The 19,406-nt window shown below is 63.1% G+C and carries 14 protein-coding genes; 11 read left to right on the plus strand and 3 right to left on the minus strand.

Translation table 11 applies throughout. The features are described from left to right. Positions 1-32: 32 nt before the first annotated feature. From icmH to tssJ, 3 genes are read right to left on the minus strand one after another with little or no spacing between them, the layout of a single operon-like run. Positions 33-818 carry a type IVB secretion system protein IcmH/DotU gene (icmH, locus tag R2676_RS23880; RefSeq protein ID WP_027678922.1) on the minus strand — a complete coding sequence of 262 codons (786 nt, stop codon included), beginning with the start codon at positions 816-818 and terminating at the stop codon, positions 33-35. Then, positions 815-2,161, minus strand: a complete 1,347-nt coding sequence (tssK, locus tag R2676_RS23885; RefSeq protein ID WP_027678923.1) for a type VI secretion system baseplate subunit TssK — start codon at positions 2,159-2,161, stop codon at positions 815-817. The genes icmH and tssK overlap by 4 nt, the downstream gene beginning before the upstream one ends. Positions 2,162-2,176: 15 nt before the next feature. Then, entirely contained in the window at positions 2,177-2,770 is a 594-nt protein-coding gene (gene tssJ, locus R2676_RS23890) for a type VI secretion system lipoprotein TssJ (protein WP_231479625.1), read from the minus strand. A 439-nt stretch (positions 2,771-3,209) separates the two neighbouring features. Between tssJ and R2676_RS23895 the strand changes: the two genes are divergently transcribed. From R2676_RS23895 to R2676_RS23945, 11 genes are all read left to right on the plus strand, one after another. Beyond that, positions 3,210-3,839: an outer membrane protein assembly factor BamD gene (locus tag R2676_RS23895; RefSeq protein ID WP_037026711.1), complete on the plus strand. Its 630-nt coding sequence runs from the start codon at positions 3,210-3,212 to the stop codon at positions 3,837-3,839. A gap of 34 nt (positions 3,840-3,873) precedes the next feature. Then, positions 3,874-4,386 (plus strand): type VI secretion system contractile sheath small subunit, encoded by a 513-nt coding sequence (gene tssB, locus R2676_RS23900; RefSeq protein ID WP_009241817.1) that lies wholly within the window; start codon positions 3,874-3,876, stop codon positions 4,384-4,386. After that, entirely contained in the window at positions 4,379-5,863 is a 1,485-nt protein-coding gene (gene tssC, locus R2676_RS23905) for a type VI secretion system contractile sheath large subunit (RefSeq protein ID WP_027678926.1), read from the plus strand. The genes tssB and tssC overlap by 8 nt, the downstream gene beginning before the upstream one ends. A gap of 105 nt (positions 5,864-5,968) precedes the next feature. Further along, complete coding sequence (locus R2676_RS23910; protein ID WP_009241815.1) at positions 5,969-6,472, plus strand: Hcp family type VI secretion system effector; 504 nt, start codon at positions 5,969-5,971, stop codon at positions 6,470-6,472. Between the two features lie 68 nt (positions 6,473-6,540). Then, the gene (gene tssE / locus R2676_RS23915; protein ID WP_009241814.1) at positions 6,541-7,014 is read left to right on the plus strand and encodes a type VI secretion system baseplate subunit TssE; all 474 of its coding nucleotides are present in this window, start codon (positions 6,541-6,543) and stop codon (positions 7,012-7,014) included. Between the two features lie 78 nt (positions 7,015-7,092). After that, positions 7,093-8,943: a type VI secretion system baseplate subunit TssF gene (gene tssF / locus R2676_RS23920; RefSeq protein WP_027678927.1), complete on the plus strand. Its 1,851-nt coding sequence runs from the start codon at positions 7,093-7,095 to the stop codon at positions 8,941-8,943. Next, positions 8,907-9,998, plus strand: coding sequence for a type VI secretion system baseplate subunit TssG (gene tssG, locus R2676_RS23925; RefSeq protein WP_206274385.1), 1,092 nt, complete (start codon positions 8,907-8,909; stop codon positions 9,996-9,998). Before tssF ends, tssG begins: the two co-directional genes overlap by 37 nt. 39 nt (positions 9,999-10,037) lie before the next feature. Continuing rightward, positions 10,038-12,761 (plus strand): type VI secretion system ATPase TssH, encoded by a 2,724-nt coding sequence (gene tssH / locus R2676_RS23930; protein WP_206274386.1) that lies wholly within the window; start codon positions 10,038-10,040, stop codon positions 12,759-12,761. A 21-nt stretch (positions 12,762-12,782) separates the two neighbouring features. Next, positions 12,783-15,542 carry a type VI secretion system Vgr family protein gene (locus tag R2676_RS23935; protein ID WP_316857627.1) on the plus strand — a complete coding sequence of 920 codons (2,760 nt, stop codon included), beginning with the start codon at positions 12,783-12,785 and terminating at the stop codon, positions 15,540-15,542. Between the two features lie 17 nt (positions 15,543-15,559). Further along, positions 15,560-16,693 (plus strand): DUF4123 domain-containing protein, encoded by a 1,134-nt coding sequence (locus R2676_RS23940; protein ID WP_206274388.1) that lies wholly within the window; start codon positions 15,560-15,562, stop codon positions 16,691-16,693. Next, the gene (locus R2676_RS23945; protein ID WP_206274389.1) at positions 16,671-19,400 is read left to right on the plus strand and encodes a T6SS effector BTH_I2691 family protein; all 2,730 of its coding nucleotides are present in this window, start codon (positions 16,671-16,673) and stop codon (positions 19,398-19,400) included. The genes R2676_RS23940 and R2676_RS23945 overlap by 23 nt, the downstream gene beginning before the upstream one ends. Positions 19,401-19,406: the final 6 nt, after the last annotated feature.

The following is a 19,406-nucleotide window of genomic DNA, read 5'->3' on the forward strand; positions in this document are numbered from 1 at the left end:
CAGAAGGATGGGCGCGCGGCCCATCGTGGCCATCACGGCAGCGAAATCGTCAGGTGCGAGAAGCGCGGCCCGAGCTTGATGACCTGCGAATAGCCTTCCAGCGTTTCATTGGTCTTGGCGTTCAGCGTGTGCGACAGCCCGAGGAAGCCCAGCAGCCCGATCAACGCAAACACGGCGCCGAAAATCCACAGCGGCGTTTCGCGCTTGAGCATGTGCGCGACCTTGTCGGGCAGCGGCCAGTGCGGTGCAAACGCGGCGCGCTTACCTTTGATGGCGGAAATCTCGTCGCCCAGGCGTGCGGTCAGGTAAGCCAGCTTCTCGGGCCCTTCGAGGATGTACTTGCCGCGAAAGCCCAGCAGCAGGCACATGTGGAAGACCTCCAGCGCCTGCAGGCGCGGTGCACCGTGCGCACGCAGTTCTTCGAGCTTGACGAAGAAGGTCTCGCCGGCGAGCTGTTCGCCAAACAGGACGAGCTGCAGCGGGCGGCGCTCCCAGGCCGGGCGGATCGCAAAGTTGGACGACAGGATGGTTTCGTCCACCGCGGCGCAGAAGGCGTACTTGGCGTCGAACACGTCTTCGGCGGATACGTTCAGGCGCTTGGCGCCGCGGTCGAAATCGTCGAGAAAGGCGCGCACGCGCGAGAGGAAATCTTCTGCGCTGGTCGGCTGCTGGGCATTGCGCAACTGGAACAGCATGAAGAAACCGTCGTACAGCAAGTCGAGCAGCGTGCGGGCGTGCGTGTTGGATTCACGTGCATCCGCCGCAGCGGTTGCCGGTGCCGAACCGCCAAACAGCGAAGGGGTGGAGGTAGCGCTCATGAAGTCACCGCGATCAGTTCAAGTTTGAGTTCCCGGATGCCGGCCGGGGCATAGATGGTGAGGGTCTGCGCCTGCAGCATGCGCTCGTACAGCATGCCGCGCGCTTCCACCGCGAAGTAGCACGCGCCCGGGCGCACCGGAATGGCGGGCGGCACCTGCGGCGTATAGGTGAGCGGCACGCCCGGCATGGACGACAGCACGAGCTTTTCGACGTCGTCGGGGGCGCCGACCTTGAAGCGGGCCGGAATGGCTTCCACCAGCTCGGCGGCGGGCATGTCTGCCGACACCGACAGGTAGAAGCTGGTCTGGTCGTCGATCTTGCCGGAGTCGATGCGGCCGAGGTGGAACGACGGGCGCGTCTCTTCCAGCGCAATCGCAAAGTAGCGCGTGGAGATGACGGTATCGAGCAGCTCGCGCACGATCGTGTCGAGTTTGGCAAACACCGGGCCTGGGTTGTCGTGATCGTAGGCGGGGAGGTCGGCCAGCGTGTAGCTCTTGGTGAACGTCATGAGCGCGCCGGCCAGGCGCAGCATTTCCTGGAACAGGCGCTCCGGGTGCAGGTCTGGGTGGTGATACAGATGCGACAGCGCCGCAAACGCCGCATTGGCCGTATGCAGCAGCCAGAACGACGCAATGTCGCCGGAGCGGAATTCGATGATGTTCTTGGTCGGCTCGCGGTGGAAACCGTACAGCGCGTTGACCTTGGCTTGCAGCGCGTCCAGCAGTCGGCGCAGGCGCTGATACAGCACGGCCGAGGCGTTGATTGCCATGCTGGGCGCGACAAAGTTTTCGTCCAGCTCAAAACCGCCGGTGCCGGTGCGCCGCACACGCACCACGGGCAGCGAGATGAACTGCTCGCGCGGTTCCGTCTCGGCAATCAGCTTGACCGACTTCTTCAGGTACGTGATGGCGGCGGGCTCGGCCTCTGTATACAGGTCTGCCGTTTCCTCTTCCGTGCCGACAAAGCGCGATACCGATGCGCCTTCGATCTGTTCGCGGTAGTTGCCGCCATTGTCTTGCAGCGGATACAGCGCGATATGGAAGGTCAGCTCCGATACGCCGGCAGGGATGGCGTCGAGCACCAGCGGAGGGGGCAGCGCATCGGCCTGCGGCGCGAAGTACAGCTCGCCGTCGGGAAAGAACAGCGACAGCTCGATCACGCGCAGCACGCCGCTGGCCAGCGCATCGGTATCGAAGCGCGCATGGCGGATGCCCCACGCATACGGCTGGATGACTTGCGCAGTCGCATGCAGGCGCGACTCGTGATACGCATCCTGACGCTGGAAATGCTGCGGGCGCAGGAACAGCCCTTCGCCCCAGAGAATCTTTGCGGAGTAACTCACGTTGGCCCTTGTTGTTCAGCTACCGCAAACCGCGGGGGAAAGCAGGTTGAGATCGGTCAGTGGCGTGGCGCCAGCCGGCGTGGTCAGCGTGCCGGATGTCACCGTCATGGCGCAGGCGTGCAGCCCGATCACGATGCCCGACTTCTCGTTCTTCTCGGTGTTGAAGGCAAACTTCCAGCGCTGCGACGCGGGGCTGCGGAACAGCGCCACGACGCCCAGCGTGGTGGCTTCGCGCGAGACCTTCTCGGTGAAGTCATAACGCTGGCCCGGGATCAGCGTCATCTCGCGCACGTTGACGAGGTCGGCGCCCAGCGTCTGCTTCTCGCGCGCCGGGTCGATGAAGGTGTCATACGGCGCCTGCAGGAAGCTGGTCGGGTCCTTCAATGAATACAGCCGCACCACCACCGCCACCGGGCGACGGTCGTTGGCGGCGTTCAGGTTGTTGCCCGCCGTCATCTTGAGCGGCACTTCGCGCGGCGGCTTCTGTGCATCGGGCACGTTCGACGATTTGAGCCCCATCGCTTCCAGCGCGCCGTTGGCCGCACCGGCCAGCACGCTTGCGCCGGTGGAGCAGGCTGCCAGCGCGACCACGCTCACGCTCACCAGCATCAGCTTGAGCGCCCCCGCGAGATGGTGCTTCAGAGACCGCTTCAGAAGGCGGCCGCAGCCCGGCTGCCTCGCCGCTTGCTCCCAAGCGGCATCGAATTTCATCATCTTCATGCCTGATTTCTGAATTACTTAATTCTCTTTGTTTGACTGCCGCTGCGCCCGTTCAGCTAAAGGAAACCGCTGAATTGTTTCGATTCCTTAATAAAGCAAATCGGAAGAATGTTTCGGTTTCTTAATAATCGAAGATCGTTGCTGGATGCGGCTCTAAGGTACTGAATACAAAGGATGTTTCGGTTCCTTAATAATCCGTTTTTGGTTGTCAACGGCAACGAGCGGAGTGTACTATTTCGCGCCAGTCGAGACCAACATTTAACTCGCCAATTCCGGCGAATTTGATTGGGTATCGACACACCGCTTTGAAACTTTGAAGAGTCTCGCCGTGGCCAAATCCTCGTCTATTTCCGTTCTCCGTTCCTTCATCGTGCTGTCTGCCGCCGCCGCTCTGTTTGCAGGCTGCTCGACCACCAACCCCGGACCCCAAACCGACGAGGCCTTCGGCCAGAGCATGTCGGAGGCGGAAGCTGCGGCCAAGGGCGGCCAGCAGGACAAGGCGATTGATCTGTACCAGCAGATCGCCAAGCAGAACCCGACGCGCGACGAGCCGTGGGTGCGCATTGCGCAGCTCCAGTTCGGCGCAGAGAAATATCCGCAGGCCATCCTGGCTGCAGAAGAAGCCCTGCAGCGTGACAACGCCGATCGTCAGGCAAAGAGCATCCTGGCTGTGAGCGGCCTGCGCGTGGCGCGCCGTTCGCTGCAGGAGCTGCGTGCCGACAGCGCGCTGGCCGGTGACGTCAAGACCGACGCGCAGGTGCTTGCCAAGATGCTGCGCGACACGCTGGGCGAACAGGTCCTGTTCCCGGGCGAGCAGACGGCCAAGCAGCCGGTGCGCCGCCCCGCGCGTGTTGTCCGCCGTGCAGCGCCGGCCGCCGAGCACGGCACCACTGCAGCGCCGGCAGCCGCTACCGGTGCTGCCAGCGGCAGCGCAGACCCGTTCGGCGCACTGCGTTAAGCACAGCGCTGGTTCGCATTCCTGGAGGAACGTGATGGCCAAGAAAGAAAGCGTACAGAAGCGTCTGCAGAAGGTGCGTCCGCCGCGCGTGCAGCTGACGTATGACGTCGAAATCGGCGACGCAATCGAGACGAAGGAACTGCCATTCGTGGTGGGCGTGGTGGCTGACCTGTCGGGCCAATCCGAAGTGCAGCAGCCCAAGCTGCGCGACCGCAAGTTCGTCAACATCGACCGCGACAACTTTGACGAAGTGATGAAGGGCGTGGAGCCGCGCGCGGCGTTCCAGGTGCCGAACACGCTGACGGAAGACGGTGGCCGCTTTGGCGTCGACCTGAAGTTCCGTTCGCTTGAAGACTTCAGCCCCGAAGCCGTTGTCGAGCAGGTCGAGCCGCTGCGCAAGCTGCTCGAAGCGCGCTCCAAGCTGGCTGACCTGCGCAACAAGATGGCCGGTAACGACAAGCTGGAAGATCTGCTGTCGGAAGTGCTGAAGAACACCGAAAACGCGAAGAAGCTGGGCGCCAAGCAAAACGGGGGCGAGGATGCTTGAGAACCAATCCGCTGCGCAAGGCGCCTCGGTTGCGGAAGAGGTGAGCCTGCTCGACAGCATCGTCGAGCAAAGCCGCGTCGCCAAGTCCGACTCCGAGCGTGAACGCGCGAAAGACATCATCGGCGAGCTGGCCAGCCAAGTGCTGAGCGGCACCGTGGTGGTGTCCGACAACCTGTCGGCCACGCTCGATGCACGTGTGGCCGAGCTGGACCGCCTGATCTCGCAGCAGCTGAGCGCAATCATGCACGCGCCGGAATTCCAGAAGCTGGAATCCACCTGGCGCGGTCTGCACTACCTCGTCAAGGAAACGAGCACCGGCCAGACGATCAAGATCAAGGCGCTCAACGCGACCAAGCGCGATCTGACGAAGGACTTCAAGACCGCCATCGAGTTTGACCAGAGCGCGCTGTTCAAGAAGGTCTACGAAGAAGAATTCGGCACCTTCGGCGGGGCCCCGTTCGGCGCGCTGATCGGCGACTACGAAATCACGCGTCAGCCCGAAGACATGTACTTCATCGAGCAGATGGCGCACGTGGCTGCGGCTTCGCATGCACCGTTCATCGCCTCGTCGTCGCCGGAGCTGCTGGGCCTGGAATCGTTTGCCGACCTGGGCAAGCCGCGCGACCTGGCGAAGGTGTTCGATACGGTCGAATACGCCAAGTGGAAGTCGTTCCGTGATTCGGAAGATTCGCGCTACGTCGGTCTGACGTTGCCGCGCTTCCTGGGCCGTCTGCCGTACAACCCGAAGGACGGCACCGTGGTCGAGAGCTTCAACTTTGTTGAAGACGTCGACGGCACCGATCACAGCAAGTACCTGTGGTGCAACGCCGCCTGGGCGTTCGGCGCGCGCCTGACCGCGGCGTTTGACGACTTCGGCTGGTGCGCTGCCATCCGCGGTGTGGAGGGTGGCGGCCTGGTCGAAGACCTGCCGACGCACACCTTCAAGACCGACGACGGCGAAATCGCACTCAAGTGCCCGACCGAAATCGCCATCACCGACCGCCGCGAGAAGGAACTGAGCGACCTCGGCTTCATCCCGCTCGTGCATTGCAAGAACACGGATTACGCCGCGTTCTTCGCTGCACAGTCGGCGCAGAAGGCGAAGAAGTACGACTCCGACAGCGCAAACGCCAATGCGGTGCTGTCTGCGCAGCTGCAGTACATCTTCTCGGTATCGCGCGTGGCGCATTACCTGAAGGCGATGATGCGCGACAAGATCGGCAGCTTTGCCTCGGCCAAGAACGTTGAGACGTTCCTGAACCGCTGGATCTCGCAGTACGTGCTGCTGGACGACAACGCCACGCAAGAACAGAAGGCGCAATTCCCGCTGCGCGAGGCGTCGATCCAGGTGGCGGAGGTGCCGGGCAAGCCGGGCACGTATCGCTCGGTGGCGTTCCTGCGGCCGCATTTCCAGCTCGACGAACTGTCGATCTCGCTGCGCCTCGTGGCGGATCTGCCCAAGTCGGCCAACTCGTAATTCCTGACCGGACTCTCCCCGGGGGGGAATGTTCGGGCATAACCACCCGTTATGCTCGTTACCCGTTGCAGTACCAACAACCAATCTATTGAAGAGGGTCTCTGTATGAAGGATATCTACGTCAAGTTCGACAGCCCGGCAATCAAGGGGGAGTCGCAAGACAAGGATCACAAGGACTGGATCGAAATCAACAGCTGGTCGCAGGCCATCAGCCAACCGCGTTCGGCCACGGCTTCGACCGCGGGCGGCCACACGGCTGAGCGTTGCGAGCACCGCGACATGGTCTTCACGAAGGATCTGGACGTCGTCAGCCCGCTGCTGTACCAGCACGCTTCGGGCGGCACGACCTTCGGTGAAGTGACCATCGAATTCTTCCGCGCAGATGGCGAAGGCAACCGCGTGAAGTACCTCGAAGTCAAGCTGAAGAACGCCATCCTGAGCGAAGTCGATTCGCAAGTGGTCGCGCAAGGCATCCCGACCGACACGTTCAGCCTGCGCTACGCCGCTGTGCAGTGGAAGTACACGCAGCAGAAGAGCGCCGGCGGCCAAGGCGGCAACTCGCAAGGCGCCTGGAGCCTCACCAAGAACGACAAGACCTACTCGGTTTAACGTTTGGTTTTCTCCTGATGACAAGAGCCGCAGCCGCCGTGCTGCGGCATCTTGTTTTCTAGCAGCATATGAAAGGCTTCGAACCCAGCCTGCTCGACAAGCTCTTCGACGACGAGCCGCACGCGCCCATGCCCACGGCATTGCGCCAGCTCTCACTGGAAGAACTCAAGAGCACCGTGGCACGCGATATTGAATCCTTGCTCAACACGCGCATCGTGTTGGAAGAAGAGGATTTGCACGGCTTGCCCGAATGCAAGCGGTCGCTGCTCACGTATGGCCTGAACGATTTTTCTGGCCTGAGCCTGGCCAGTTTCTACGACCGCAACTACATCTGCCAGTCGCTCACGAAGGCGATCGAGCGGCACGAGCCGCGACTGCAGCATGTGAATGTGTCGCTGGAAATCAATGAACGCGCGACCAATGCCTTGTGCTTTGGGATCAGCGCAGTGCTGCTGGTGGGGCCCGCACGCGAGCCCGTGAGTTTTGACGCCATGCTGCAACCGTCGACGCTGCGGTATTCCGTGTCACGCGGACGCGGCTGAGACTGCACGGACCTGCACAACGCACCACCCGCAACACACTGAAGCACCCGCAGGACCGCCACCGGACCGCCACGAAGAATGGAAGAGCTGCTGCCTTATTACGAACGAGAACTGGCCTTCCTGCGCCGGTACTCGCGCGACTTCGCCGAGCGGTATCCGAAGATCGCCGGCCGCCTCGCCATGTCGGGCGACGGCTGCGACGATCCGCATGTCGAGCGGATGATCGAATCGTTTGCCTTCCTGACCGCACGTGTCAGCAAGAAGCTCGACGACGACTACCCCGAATTTACCGAGGCGCTGCTGGAGGTGCTGTATCCGCACTACCTGCGGCCCTTTCCGTCGTGCTCGGTGGCGCATTTCGATGTGCGCGGCGTGGCTGCGCAACTCAGTGCGCCGGTCACGATTGCGCGCGGCACGTTCCTCACCACACGCATGGTGCGCAAGGTCGAATGCCGCTTCCGCACCGCATACGACGTCACGTTTGCGCCGGTGCGCGTGGCCGGCGCGACGTTCGAGCGCGCAGTGTCGGCGCCGGCCGCCGTGCAGTTGCCCAAAGGCGCGACAGGCGCCATTGCGATCACGCTCGAATACGTGGGGGAGCGCGGCGGTTTCGAATCGCTGTCGATGGACAAGCTGCGCGTCTACATGGACGGCGAGCCATCGTTCGTGGCGGCGCTGGGCGATGCGCTGTTCCTGCACACCGCAGCCGGATACGTGGAAGCCGAGCGCGCCGGTGTCTGGAAGCGCCTGATTTCCGTGCCCTTGCACGAAGTCGGCTTTAGCGAAGACGAATCCCTGATCGATTGCCCGGCACGTTCGCATCCGGCCTATCGGTTGTTGACCGAGCACTTCAGCTTTGCCGAGAAATTCAACTTCTTCGACATCGACCTGGCCGCATTGCGGCGCGGCCTAACGCCGGGCGTGCCGGTGCGCCGTCTGACGCTGCATCTGGTGCTGAAAGACGTGCGCAGCGATTCGCACGCCGCGCGCCTGCTCGAGAACCTGCAGCCTGAGCACTTGCGCCTGCATTGCACGCCCGTGGTCAATCTGTTCCAACAGAAGGCCGATCCGATCCGCATCGAACATACGGCCAGCGCCTATCCGGTCGTGGCAGACAGCCGGCGCGCGCATGGCTTTGACATCTACTCGATCGACAACGTGCAGCTGGTGCGTGAAACCACGGCGCACGAGAAGGTCACGGAGTTCCGGCCGTTCTACTCGCTGCATCACGGCGAGGAGCCCGGCCGCGCGGGCCATTACTGGCTTGCACGCCGCAACGAGCTGATCGCGCAGCGCAGCCCCGGCTTCGAAACGGAAATCTCCATCGTCGATACGCAGTTCGACCCCGCCAGCCCGCAGACGGACACGCTCAGCCTGACTGTCACCTGCACGAACCGGGACTTGCCTTCGACGCTGGCGTTTGGCCAGCCCGATGGCGATCTGTCGATGGAAGGCAGTTCCATCGCCCGCAACATCACCTTCCTGCGCAAGCCGACGCCTTCGATGCGGTTTGGCGGCGGGCGCGCGGCGCAATGGCGATTGATCTCGCTGCTGGCGCTGAACCATCTGTCGCTCGTGCAGAACGGTCTGCCGACGTTGAAAGAGATGCTCCGCCTGCACGACCTGCCGCGCAACGCGATTTCGGCGCGGCAGATCGAAGGCATCGTCGCGCTCGATTACCAACCGGCGACGCAGTGGCTGGCCGGCAAGCCGTTCGCCACCTTCGTGCGCGGCCTGGAGGTGCGCCTCACGCTGGATGAAGACGCCTTTGTGGGCACCGGCATGCACCGGTTCATCCGTGTGCTGGACCACTTCTTCGGCCTGTACGTCCACATGAACAGCTTTGTGCAGTTGATTGCGGTCTCGCGCCGCACCGGCAAGGAATTGGTCAAATGCGCACCCCGCAGCGGCGAATCGATCCTGGTGTGATCCGGCGGCTGCTCCAGCAGCCGCACCGGTACCAGTTCTTCCAGGCCGTGCGCCTGTTGGAGCAGCTGTTCGCGCGCGAAGGCGGCACGGCGCCCGAGCAGGCGCTGGCCACGCGCCTGAGCTTTCGCAACACGCTGTCGCTGTCGTTTCCGCCCAGCGAACTGCAGCACATCGAGGCCGAGGGCATCACCGCCGAGATGCTTGAAACCGACGCCGCATTCATTGCCGCGCTGAAAGAGGGCGCGCTCGATTCGCTGGCGATCACGCCCACGTTCTTCGGCATGCTGGGCGGGCAGGGCGCCTTGCCCTTGCGCTACACCGAAATCGTGGCCGAGCGCGAAAGCCTCTGGCGCGACCGCGCTGCACGTGCGTTCTTCGACATCTTCTCGAACCGGGCAACGGCGCTGTTCTACCTGGCGTGGAAGAAATACCGCCTGCCGTTCCAGTACGAAGTCGACAGCAACAAGCATTACCTGCCGCTGCTGCTATCGCTGGCGGGGGCGGCAGACAAGACGCTGCGCCGCGATCTCTCCACCACGCCGGGGCCGATCCTCGACGAAGCGCTGGCCGGTTATGCCACGGCGATCCGGCATCGGCCGGTGTCTGCGGCGTACCTGCAGCGCGTGCTGTCGGATTACTTCCAGGCGCCGATGCGGGTGGAGCAGTTTGTCGGCGGGTGGTATCGCGTGCCGGCGTCGCAGTACACGCGGCTGGGCAGCACCAACAACGTGCTGGGCGCCACGGCGTTGGCCGGCGCGCGGGTGTGGCAGCGCGACCTGCGCGTGCGCCTGTGGGTCGGGCCGCTCAAGCGTGCGCAATACCGCAATTTCCTGCCGGGTGCCTCCGGCGCGCTGGCGCTGCGCAAGATGCTGACCATCCTGTGCGGCACCACGCTGGAGTTCGAAATCAAGCTGATCCTGCGCCAGCAGGACGTGACCGGCAGCACGCTGGACAACAGCAACGACGGGCGCCTGGGCTGGGACACCTTCCTGTGTTCCCGCCCCGCGCAGCAGGACCGCAGCGATGCGCAATACACCCTCGCGCCGCTGCATTGATACCGACACATTCATCGATTCTTCCGGAGCGCTGCCGCCATGGCCATCCCACTCAAAACCCTGATCGCCAAGCTGAATGCGACGAGCCGGCAAGCCGCCGAGCGCGCTGCGTCGCTGTGCATGGCGCGCGGCAATTACGAGGTCGATCTCGAGCACCTGTTCCTGGCGCTGCTGGAAAACCGCCGCAGCGACTTTGCCGTGGCTGCCCGCGCAAGCGGCATCGACCTGGCCGCGCTGCAACGTGACTTGGAAGCCGAGATCGGCCGCTTCCAGACCGGCAATACGCGCACGCCGGCGTTTTCGCCGTACCTGCCGAAGCTGTTCGAGCACGGCTGGCTGATTGCCTCGCTCGATTCGCAAATCACGCGCATCCGCTCGGGCCATCTGCTGCTGGCGCTGTTGACGGAGCCCAGCCTGTCGGCGCTCGCGCAACGGGGCTCGCGCCTGTTCGGGCAGATTGAAGCCGACCGCCTGAAGCACGACTTCGATCGGCTGACCGCCGGTTCCGACGAGCAAGAGCAGGCCGTGGACATTGCCGACGACGGCGCAGACGCGACGCAAGGCGAAGGCGGCAAGCCCGCCGCGGCGCTGACGTCCACACCTGCGCTGGACCAGTTCACCGTGGACCTGACCCAGTCTGCGCGCGATGGACGCATCGACCCCGTGATCGGCCGCGATGCCGAGATCCGCCAGGTGATCGACATCCTGATGCGTCGTCGCCAGAACAACCCGATCCTCACCGGCGAAGCTGGCGTGGGCAAGACCGCTGTGGTGGAAGGCCTGGCCCTGCGCGTCGCCGCCAACGATGTCCCGCCGCCGCTGCAGGGCGTGACGCTGCGCACGCTCGACATGGGGCTCCTGCAGGCAGGCGCCAGCGTCAAGGGCGAATTCGAGAACCGCCTGAAGAACGTGATCGACGAGGTGAAGAAGAGCCCGAAGCCGATCATCCTGTTCATCGACGAGGCGCACACCATCATTGGCGCGGGCGGGCAGGCCGGGCAGAACGATGCGGCCAACCTGCTCAAGCCTGCGCTTGCACGCGGCGAGCTGCGCACGATCGCGGCCACCACGTGGAGCGAATACAAGAAGTACTTTGAAAAAGATGCCGCACTGGCGCGCCGCTTCCAGGTCGTGAAGGTGGAAGAGCCCAGCGAGCCGCTGGCGGCCGCCATGCTGCGCGGCATGGCCGGGCTGATGGAGCGCCACTTTGGCGTGCGCGTGCTGGACGAGGCGATTACCGAGGCCGTGCGCTTGTCGCATCGCTATATCAGCGGCCGCCAGCTGCCGGACAAGGCCGTCAGCGTGCTGGATACGGCGTGCGCCAAGGTGGCGCTGGGCCAGAGCGCCACGCCGGGCGCCATTGAAGACGACCAGAAAACGCTCGAACGCCTGCAAGGCGAGATCAACGCGCTGGAGCGCGAGCAAAGCGCCGGTGCCGACCACGACACGCGCCTGAAGGCGCTGAACGAGCAGCGCACGGAGCTGGAGCAACGCGTCGCGCAGAACACCGAACGTCTGGCGCAGGAGCGCGCGCTGGCCGCTCGCATTCAGGCGCTGCGCGAGGCGCGCGAAAGCGGTACCGCCCAAGCCGGCGAGGAAGACGCATTGCCCGTGGCGGCCAACAGCGACGTCGTCTCGATCCCCAAGCGCAAGCGCGCCGCCGACAAAACGGACGAACAGGACGAACTGGCCACGCTGCTCGCCGAGCTGCGCGCGCTGCAGGGCGAATCGCCCATGGTCCCGTTGCAGGTGGATGGCCATGTCGTGTCGGAAATCGTCTCGGCCTGGACGGGCATTCCGCTGGGCCGCATGGTCAAGGACGAACTGCGCACGGTGCTGAACCTCAAGCCGCTGCTGGCCGCCCGCGTGATCGGGCAGGACCACGCGCTGGACGCCATCGCGCAGCGCGTGCGCACCGCCACCGCCAACCTGGAAGATCCGAACAAGCCGCGCGGCGTGTTCCTGTTTGCCGGCCCGTCAGGCGTCGGTAAAACGGAAACCGCGCTGGCACTGGCCGACATTCTCTACGGCGGTGAACGCAAGCTCATCACCATCAACATGAGCGAGTACCAGGAGGCGCACAGCGTGTCTGGCCTCAAGGGGTCGCCGCCGGGTTATGTCGGCTATGGCGAAGGCGGCGTACTGACCGAAGCCGTGCGTCGCAACCCGTACAGCGTCGTGCTGCTCGATGAAGTCGAGAAGGCCCACCCCGACGTGCTGGAGATGTTCTTCCAGGTCTTCGACAAGGGCGAAATGGACGACGCCGAAGGTCGCCCGATCGACTTCCGCAACACCATCATCATCCTCACGTCGAACGTCGGCTCGCAGGCCATCATGCAGGCGTGCCTGAACAAGCCTGCTGAAGAACTCCCCGACGCCGATGCGCTGGCAGAGCTGCTGCGCCCGACGCTCTACAAGGCGTTCAAGCCCGCATTCCTGGGGCGCATGAAGGTGGTGCCGTATTACCCGATTTCCGACGACGTGCTGGCCGAGATCATCACGCTCAAGCTGGGCCGCATTCGCGATCGCGTGGCCATCAATCACAAGGCGACGTTCCAGTGGGACAACGCACTCGTTGAATCGGTGCTCGCACGCTGCACGGAAGTCGATGCCGGCGCCCGCGCGGTCGACCACATCCTGAACGGCACGCTGCTGCCGCAGATTGCCGAATCGGTGCTGACGCGCATGGCCGAAGGCGGTAGCGTCGAGAAGATCAAGGTCGGCGTCGGCAAGAACGGCGAATTCAAGTACCGCATCAACTAAGTCGCTTCGCTGGAGCACATCATGGTCTCTCCGACCGAGTTGGCAAACCTGCTACGTGCGTCGTTCTCCCAGGCCGACCGGCTGCTGCGCCTGGAAACGCCGCTGGGACCGAACGTGCTGCTGCCGGAGCAGCTGGATGCGGCCGAGCACATCGACGCAGGCGGCTTCCGGCTGGAACTCACGGCGTTGTCGGACAACGCTGATATCGATTCGGCCAAGCTGCTCGGCCAGCCTGTGCGGCTGGATCTGCTGACGCAGCAAAGCCGAAGCGCGCTGCGGCCGTTCCATGGCCACGTGACGCGCTTCGAGCAGGTGGGGGCCAACGGTGGCCTGGTGCGCTATCGGTTGGTGATCGAACCCTGGCTCGCGTTCCTGCGCCATCGGCAAGACAGCTTCCTGTTCCAGGACATGTCGATCATCGAGGTGATTGACAGCCTGTTTGGCGACTACCAGGGCCAGGGCCACCTCGTGCCCGCCTGGCGCTGGGCGTTGCGCGACAGCGCGGTCTACACGCGCCGCAGCGTCATCACGCAATACGACGAAAGCGACTTTAATTTCGTCACGCGCCTGCTGGCCGAAGAAGGGCTCTTCTATTTCTTCGAGCATGAAGCCAAGGACGGCGATGCGCTGGGCGTGCATCGCATGGTCATTGCAGACTCGAATGACGTCTTTGCCGACAACGCACAGGCGAGCATCCGCTTTGGCCGCGCAGATGCCACGGCCACGGAAGACGTGATCGACCGCTGGCAAGGCGCCCGCCGTTGGCAGACCAATGCCGTATCGATCGCCAGTTGGGACTATCGCGCCAACGCAAAGCGCACGGCGCAACTCGGCGCGCAGCAACAAAGCAACGACGGCCCGCAGCTGACGTTGCAAGACACCGATTACCCCGGTCAGTACTGGTTTGAAGACAACAACCAGGCGCAGCGCGTCGCGCGGCTGATGATGGAAGCGCTGGAGCTGCGCGACAAGCAGTTCGACGGCGAAGGCACCGCCCGCACGTTGGCGACCGGCACGCGCTTCCAGTTGCTCGATCACTTCGATCATGACGATGGCGAGCAGCGCTTTGCCGTGTTGGCCGTGAAGCACCAGGCACGCAACAACTTCAACGACCGCTTCGGCCAGGTGCTGACCGAAACGCTTGGTGCACTGCGTGGCGGGGATGTGCTGGCCGCGGGAAGCAACCACGGCGCAGGCGACGACGCGCCGTTCTATCGCAACCACTTCACCGTCGTGCGCGACAACGTGCCCGTGCGCCCGCAGCAGAGTGATGCGCAGGGCCGTGCGCTGCATCCGCGCCCGACCGTCAATGGCAGCCAGACCGCGCTGGTGGTGGGGGCGGAAGGGCCCGTGCATACCGACCGGGACCATCGCATCAAGGTGCAATTTCATTGGCAACGCGGCGCTCGGTCGGCCAGCCGCCAATCGCATCCGGCTGGCGACGACAACGCGCGCGCCAGCGCCGGCCTTGGCGCATGGGTGCGCGTGACCGCGCCCGTGGCCGGCCCGAACTGGGGCGGCGTGGCGCTGCCGCGTGTTGGCCAGGAGGTGCTGGTCGAATTCCTGCAAGGCGACATCGACCGGCCCGTCGTGGTGGGCGCCGCCTACAACGGCAGCGGCCAGACTGACGCGCAATACAACCAGAACCAGGCCGGCGCAGCCGGCGCCACCGGCAACGCGCCGGCGTGGTTTGCCGGCGACAGCAAGAGCCAGGGCGCCTACGCCCACAACGCCGTGCTGTCCGGCATCAAGACGCAGGCGCTGGCCGGCAGCCAGTCGGGCTCGTCGGGTTACAACCAACTCGTCTTTGATGACTCCGCAGGGCAGGGCCGCACGCAGCTCAGCACCACGCAGGCGGCAAGCGGCCTCGTGCTCGGCCATCACAAGGAACAGGTCGACAGCGCGCGGCAAGCCGATCTCGGGCACGGAGCCGCACTCGCCACCGACGACAGCGGTGCCGTGCGCGCCGGCGCCGGCCTGCTGCTCACCGCCCACAGCGCCGGCACCAGCGCATCGCTGCAGGATAGCGAAGCTGCCGCCAGCCAGATCGAAGCCGTGAGCGACCTCGCCGAATCCCTCGCCGACGCGGCGCAGAAGCAGAAAGCCGGCCTGGCCGACGAACCTGCCGCCAAGGAACTCCCCGCGCTCAAGCAGCTGCGCCACACCACCGAAGTGCTGCGTCACACCGAAAGCGCGGGTGAAGGCGCACAGGCCGTTGCCTACAGCGAGCCGCATCTGCAAGTCTCTGCGCCCAAAGGCATTGTCAGCACGACGCCGGCAGATGCGGTGCTGATTGCCGGGACGCAAGCCACGTTGGTCGCCAAGCAAGACACCAACGTCGCCGCGGGCGGCAATCTTTCAGTGGCGGTGGCGGAGGGGCTAAGCCTCTATGCGCATGGCAAATCGCTCGGGCAAGCCGGGGATGCGACACCGGGCATCGCCATGCATGCCGCAAGCGGCAAGGTCGGGCTTTCGAGCCTCAAGGGCGAGACTCATCTGGTGGCCGAGAAGGCTGTGACGGTTGCCTCCACGCAGGGCAATGTCACTGCGGAGGCGAAGCAGCACGTGCTCGTCAATGCGGCCGGTGCGCAGATCAAGGTGACGAACGGAACGATTGAGCTGCATGCGCCCGGGATGGTGACGTTTAAGGGGGCGGGGCATCGGTTTGTGGGGCCGGGTGGGGCGGGGACGGATAACAGCTTGGCGGGCGGTAATCTGAAGGGCTGTGGCGTGCAAGAAAGCAGCGCCGCCGCCAATGGTGCTGGCTCGGTGTCACGTTGAGTTCTGGGACGAAAGGTATGCCCCATCCCACGCTGGCGGACTTGGAAACCTCCTTATTTGCGGCCGACAGCACGGATACAGACGTGCCACATCCCGACGCCCTGGCAAGGTGCCGTGAGCTGGCTGCCCGCTATCACGCATTGAAGCGGCAGCAACGGGCGGGGGCCCACCCATTGCGCGCCTATCTTCTCTTGGACGCGTGGGAAAGCAATCCGCTGGCTGACGCGATTTCCGAAGTCTGGCCGGAAGCCGCCACCCTGCGCGTTGCCGTGCCAGACGACTTTTACACGGGGCGCGAGAACGAAGCACCCTGCGTCGTGCCGCTGCCCGACAGCGCGTTACCAGACGGCGCAACGAACAGTTTGGAGCAGGAACTATCACGAGATGCACTGGCCCGTTTGGTGATGACCGCGAGCGGGCAGGCAAATCAACGATTGGTGCGGCAAGGTTTGGGGGCCGTGCTGTTCTGCGCCGACTCCGCAGCCGGGCTCGCACAACACCTCCGCATGCTGGGGTTTCAATATCCCCCCGAAGGCCGGAACGCCAAAGTCTTTCGCTACCAGGACCCGCGCGTGCTGCAGCGCGTGTGGCCCGAACTGACTGCCGCGCAGCAAGCCATGTGGCTAGGCCCGGTGGAGGGATGGTGGTCGTTGACGCAGCCATGGGGGCCATGGGCGCTAGAGGAAATGGTATCGACGCAGAATGCCGTTGTGTCGGTTCCGTTATGGTTCGAGGCCGAGCTGTCTAGGGAGCCAGACAGGGGGCCGGAGGGGGCGGTATTGAACCGCTTGATGGATGCGAAGCAATGGCGGGCGGCGCATTCGGCGCCGGTTGGGAATCGAGTGTGGGCGCGGTTTGCGGAAAACGGTGTCACTCCAAGTGAGCAACCCAATGCCAACCTGATGCGGCAATTGCTTTCAATCGGTACCGCGCACCATCTGGATGGGGGAAACCTCGAAGACTTCGTCTGGTGCAGCATCAGGTACCGCGAAGCACCACCTTCGATTGACTGGGACACGCCGCACTGGTCGCGCGTGTTGAACCAAACGCTGGAAGCACTGAGTGCAGATCCGGAAGCGCGTTTTGTGAGCGCCTTCGATGCCTGCCTGAACCCCGGAGACGAAACACATGGTTTGCACCAACCCGTGTGACGATTGCAAGCGAGAAGGCTTGCCGATTCTCTTTACACGCTACGCCGTTGGCTACAGTTCGCGGTCAGAAGGGCTGACTCTTCTCGACAAGTTCAAACCCACCGGCAAGCTTCAAGCCCAGCCAGGCGGGGTTTCCATCAAAACGGGACGCTACGGCGTACGGATGCTACGCGCCGGTTACTTGTACTTGCGCATCGAGCGGCGCGGCCTGCTGGAGTGGGAGGGGTACGCCATCCATCCGCATGGCTATCTGAAGCAGTTTCCTGTGATGCTCCCGCAGCAAGCCGAGGTCAAGATCGCCTGCGCGCGGGATGCACGGCAGGCCAATAACAGTCTGGTCTGGATCAAAGACGCAAAGAACGTCAAATCGCTCTGGTATGCCTTCCATCCCGATCCGATCGACCCGGCGCACCTGAAGCGCGAGATCGAACCGAACCCTGCAAAGTACATGCAACAGTTCGATGTTGCTGGCTGGCTCGGTGGCAATACCAGCCAGGCAGACAGCATGCAGCCTGCGCAACTGGACAAACAGGTGCTGGAATATGCCGCGCTTGGGGATGAGAAAGTTCAGGTTGTCGGGAATGAGCAGTTCTTCGGCCTGATGGGCATGACGCCGCAGGAGCGTGGCTGGGGCAATTACGAGAAAACCGTGACGGAGCAGCAGGTCATTCCAACTCCCGATGCGGCTCCCGTGATTATCGAAGACACGCGTATTGAAACGGTGACGCAGCCGCCCTACAAGGCCAAACACGGTTCTCGATTGGAGGGCATGCGTAAGTTCCTGCAGGACAACAAAGGCGCGGTAGTTGCGTGCGAAGACGCGCTCGGTGTCGCGCAGGAGCTGAGCCTTCATCACCTGTCGGCATCGGTGCCTTACGTCAAGTGGCTTAAGACGGAAGACGGGCGAAATATCACAAACGCTTGGAAGGACAGCGCCAGTCGCAGTATCCAAACCGTTAAGAAGGCGCTCGAGAAGAAAGCGATCGATGACTTTGATGGCGCGATCGATCGTATGCGTGAAGTCCGCGAGAACATGGGTGGGCACTACCCGGGCTCGGACAGCCCCCAGCCCGTCAGGGTTCGCCGGCCGGATGGCACCTACGAGACCATTAGCATCCAAGAGTTGAATCGACGTCGTCGTGAAGACTTGCAGAAGCAGATCGAGCAGAAGACAGCGAAGCGTCAAGAAGCTGTTGACGATGCAGCAAAGAAGGCGCAAGCCAGCATCGACGCCAATTGCGATATGGCGTTGGTCAGTGCCTTCGATACCGAACACGAAAAGGAAATCAGGAACCGCGATACAGAGATGGACCGCGTAGCGGAAGACCTTGTGCAATGGCTGAAGTCGGATAGCTTGACGGACAAAGCACTGGGTTTGTACAGCGATACTGCTTCCGCAGATACGGGCGACGGTGATCGGTGTGCTGGGCAACTGTGCGTCATCCTCATGCAGTTGGACAACAGTCCTCGCGGTCGCGCATGGTATGGGTCGCTCGACTTGTTCACTCCACATAAGAAGAATCTGGTCTGGCGAATGCTCAGCTTGAACAATCGTGCTCTGAGCTCGGAACTGCAGTCGGCGCTGCAGCTCCTCGTCACGCCGATCCCCCCCTCTGAGCAGGCGGTGACAGGAGCGCAAGACAACGCGCGTAGCCAGAAAGCCTACGCAGATATGGCCGCAGCGCTCAACAAGATGAGCGGCACCCTCAAGACGTCGGACAAAGTTGAGAAGGATCTGTTGACCGTGCTCGACGGAGCCGCTGCCGCCGCAGATCGGCGTACTTCGCTGATGAAGCTTGCGAAGGAAGCGAAGAACGGCATGGCGGGAATCGTATTGTCCGCCGTCATGATCCAGGTCAAGGGGCTCTCGCCGTCCGAGATGGAGAAGCGCATTGCCCGGACACAGGCTCTGCTACTCGCTCGAGGTTTGGGTACCAAAGCTATAGCGCACATCAAGCAGCTTGAACAGGACGCACTTAGTTCGGCGCTGATGAAGCAGGTCAAATCCATTGACCGGCGGATACGAAATGCTATCAAAGGGGGCAGCGCTAACAGCGCCATGCAAGAGATGCGAACCACTCATGCAATCTGCGCCGTCAATGCCTTAGCGATTCTTCCAGCCATCAGCCGGGCCTACGTTCGGCACGATCTGCGCACTACGACAGAGTTGGTCGGATCAATGGCCGATCTGCTGGGGATGTTCAAAGACACCAGGGCAACCTTTTATGAAAAGGTGCTGTATAAGCAGGTGCCAGACATTGTGTATAAGACTCACAAGGTTGGTACGGCCACGGTCGCAGAACGCGAACTCCTCACATTGAAGGCGGGGGCAGCGCGATATGTTGCTGCGGGGGCGGTTGTTGGGGTGATCTGGGATAGTGTGGACGGCGTAACTGCGTACAAGGAAAAAGAAAAATATTTGATGGTCGCGTACGCTGTGCGCGCCGTTAGTGGCAGTGTTGCGGTTGGTGGCGCCATTTTGAGTGCGCGCTATTTGACTGCACCTCTCTGGTTGCTTCGACTCAATCTGGTTTCGGGATTGTTGACGGTCGCTGCCACCTTCGTGATCGGCAAGCTTAAAGGCGTGGAGTGGGAGAATTGGCTGAAAGCACAGCCGTTCCACAAGGCCAGTAGCACGAAAATCCCTTACAAGAGCGAGGCGCAAATGATGGACAAGCTTGCTGATGCACTGGCTGATATCGGTTGAGGTAGG

Origin of the sequence: Ralstonia flatus (assembly GCF_958439105.1) — a bacterium.
In the GTDB taxonomy this organism is placed as follows: domain Bacteria; phylum Pseudomonadota; class Gammaproteobacteria; order Burkholderiales; family Burkholderiaceae; genus Ralstonia; species Ralstonia flatus.

Excerpts from the sequence above, each read along its gene's own strand:
- tssE (WP_009241814.1), top strand. The coding sequence starts at position 6,541 with ATGAAAGGCTTCGAACCCAGCCTGCTCGACAAGCTCTTCGACGACGAG.
- tssH (WP_206274386.1), top strand. The coding sequence starts at position 10,038 with ATGGCCATCCCACTCAAAACCCTGATCGCCAAGCTGAATGCGACGAGC.
- tssB (WP_009241817.1), top strand. The coding sequence starts at position 3,874 with ATGGCCAAGAAAGAAAGCGTACAGAAGCGTCTGCAGAAGGTGCGTCCG.
- tssC (WP_027678926.1), top strand. The coding sequence starts at position 4,379 with ATGCTTGAGAACCAATCCGCTGCGCAAGGCGCCTCGGTTGCGGAAGAG.
- tssJ (WP_231479625.1), bottom strand. The coding sequence starts at position 2,770 with ATGCTGGTGAGCGTGAGCGTGGTCGCGCTGGCAGCCTGCTCCACCGGC.
- icmH (WP_027678922.1), bottom strand. The coding sequence starts at position 818 with ATGAGCGCTACCTCCACCCCTTCGCTGTTTGGCGGTTCGGCACCGGCA.
- tssF (WP_027678927.1), top strand. The coding sequence starts at position 7,093 with ATGGAAGAGCTGCTGCCTTATTACGAACGAGAACTGGCCTTCCTGCGC.
- R2676_RS23910 (WP_009241815.1), top strand. The coding sequence starts at position 5,969 with ATGAAGGATATCTACGTCAAGTTCGACAGCCCGGCAATCAAGGGGGAG.
- R2676_RS23945 (WP_206274389.1), top strand. The coding sequence starts at position 16,671 with ATGGTTTGCACCAACCCGTGTGACGATTGCAAGCGAGAAGGCTTGCCG.
- tssG (WP_206274385.1), top strand. The coding sequence starts at position 8,907 with ATGCGCACCCCGCAGCGGCGAATCGATCCTGGTGTGATCCGGCGGCTG.
- R2676_RS23935 (WP_316857627.1), top strand. The coding sequence starts at position 12,783 with ATGGTCTCTCCGACCGAGTTGGCAAACCTGCTACGTGCGTCGTTCTCC.
- R2676_RS23940 (WP_206274388.1), top strand. The coding sequence starts at position 15,560 with ATGCCCCATCCCACGCTGGCGGACTTGGAAACCTCCTTATTTGCGGCC.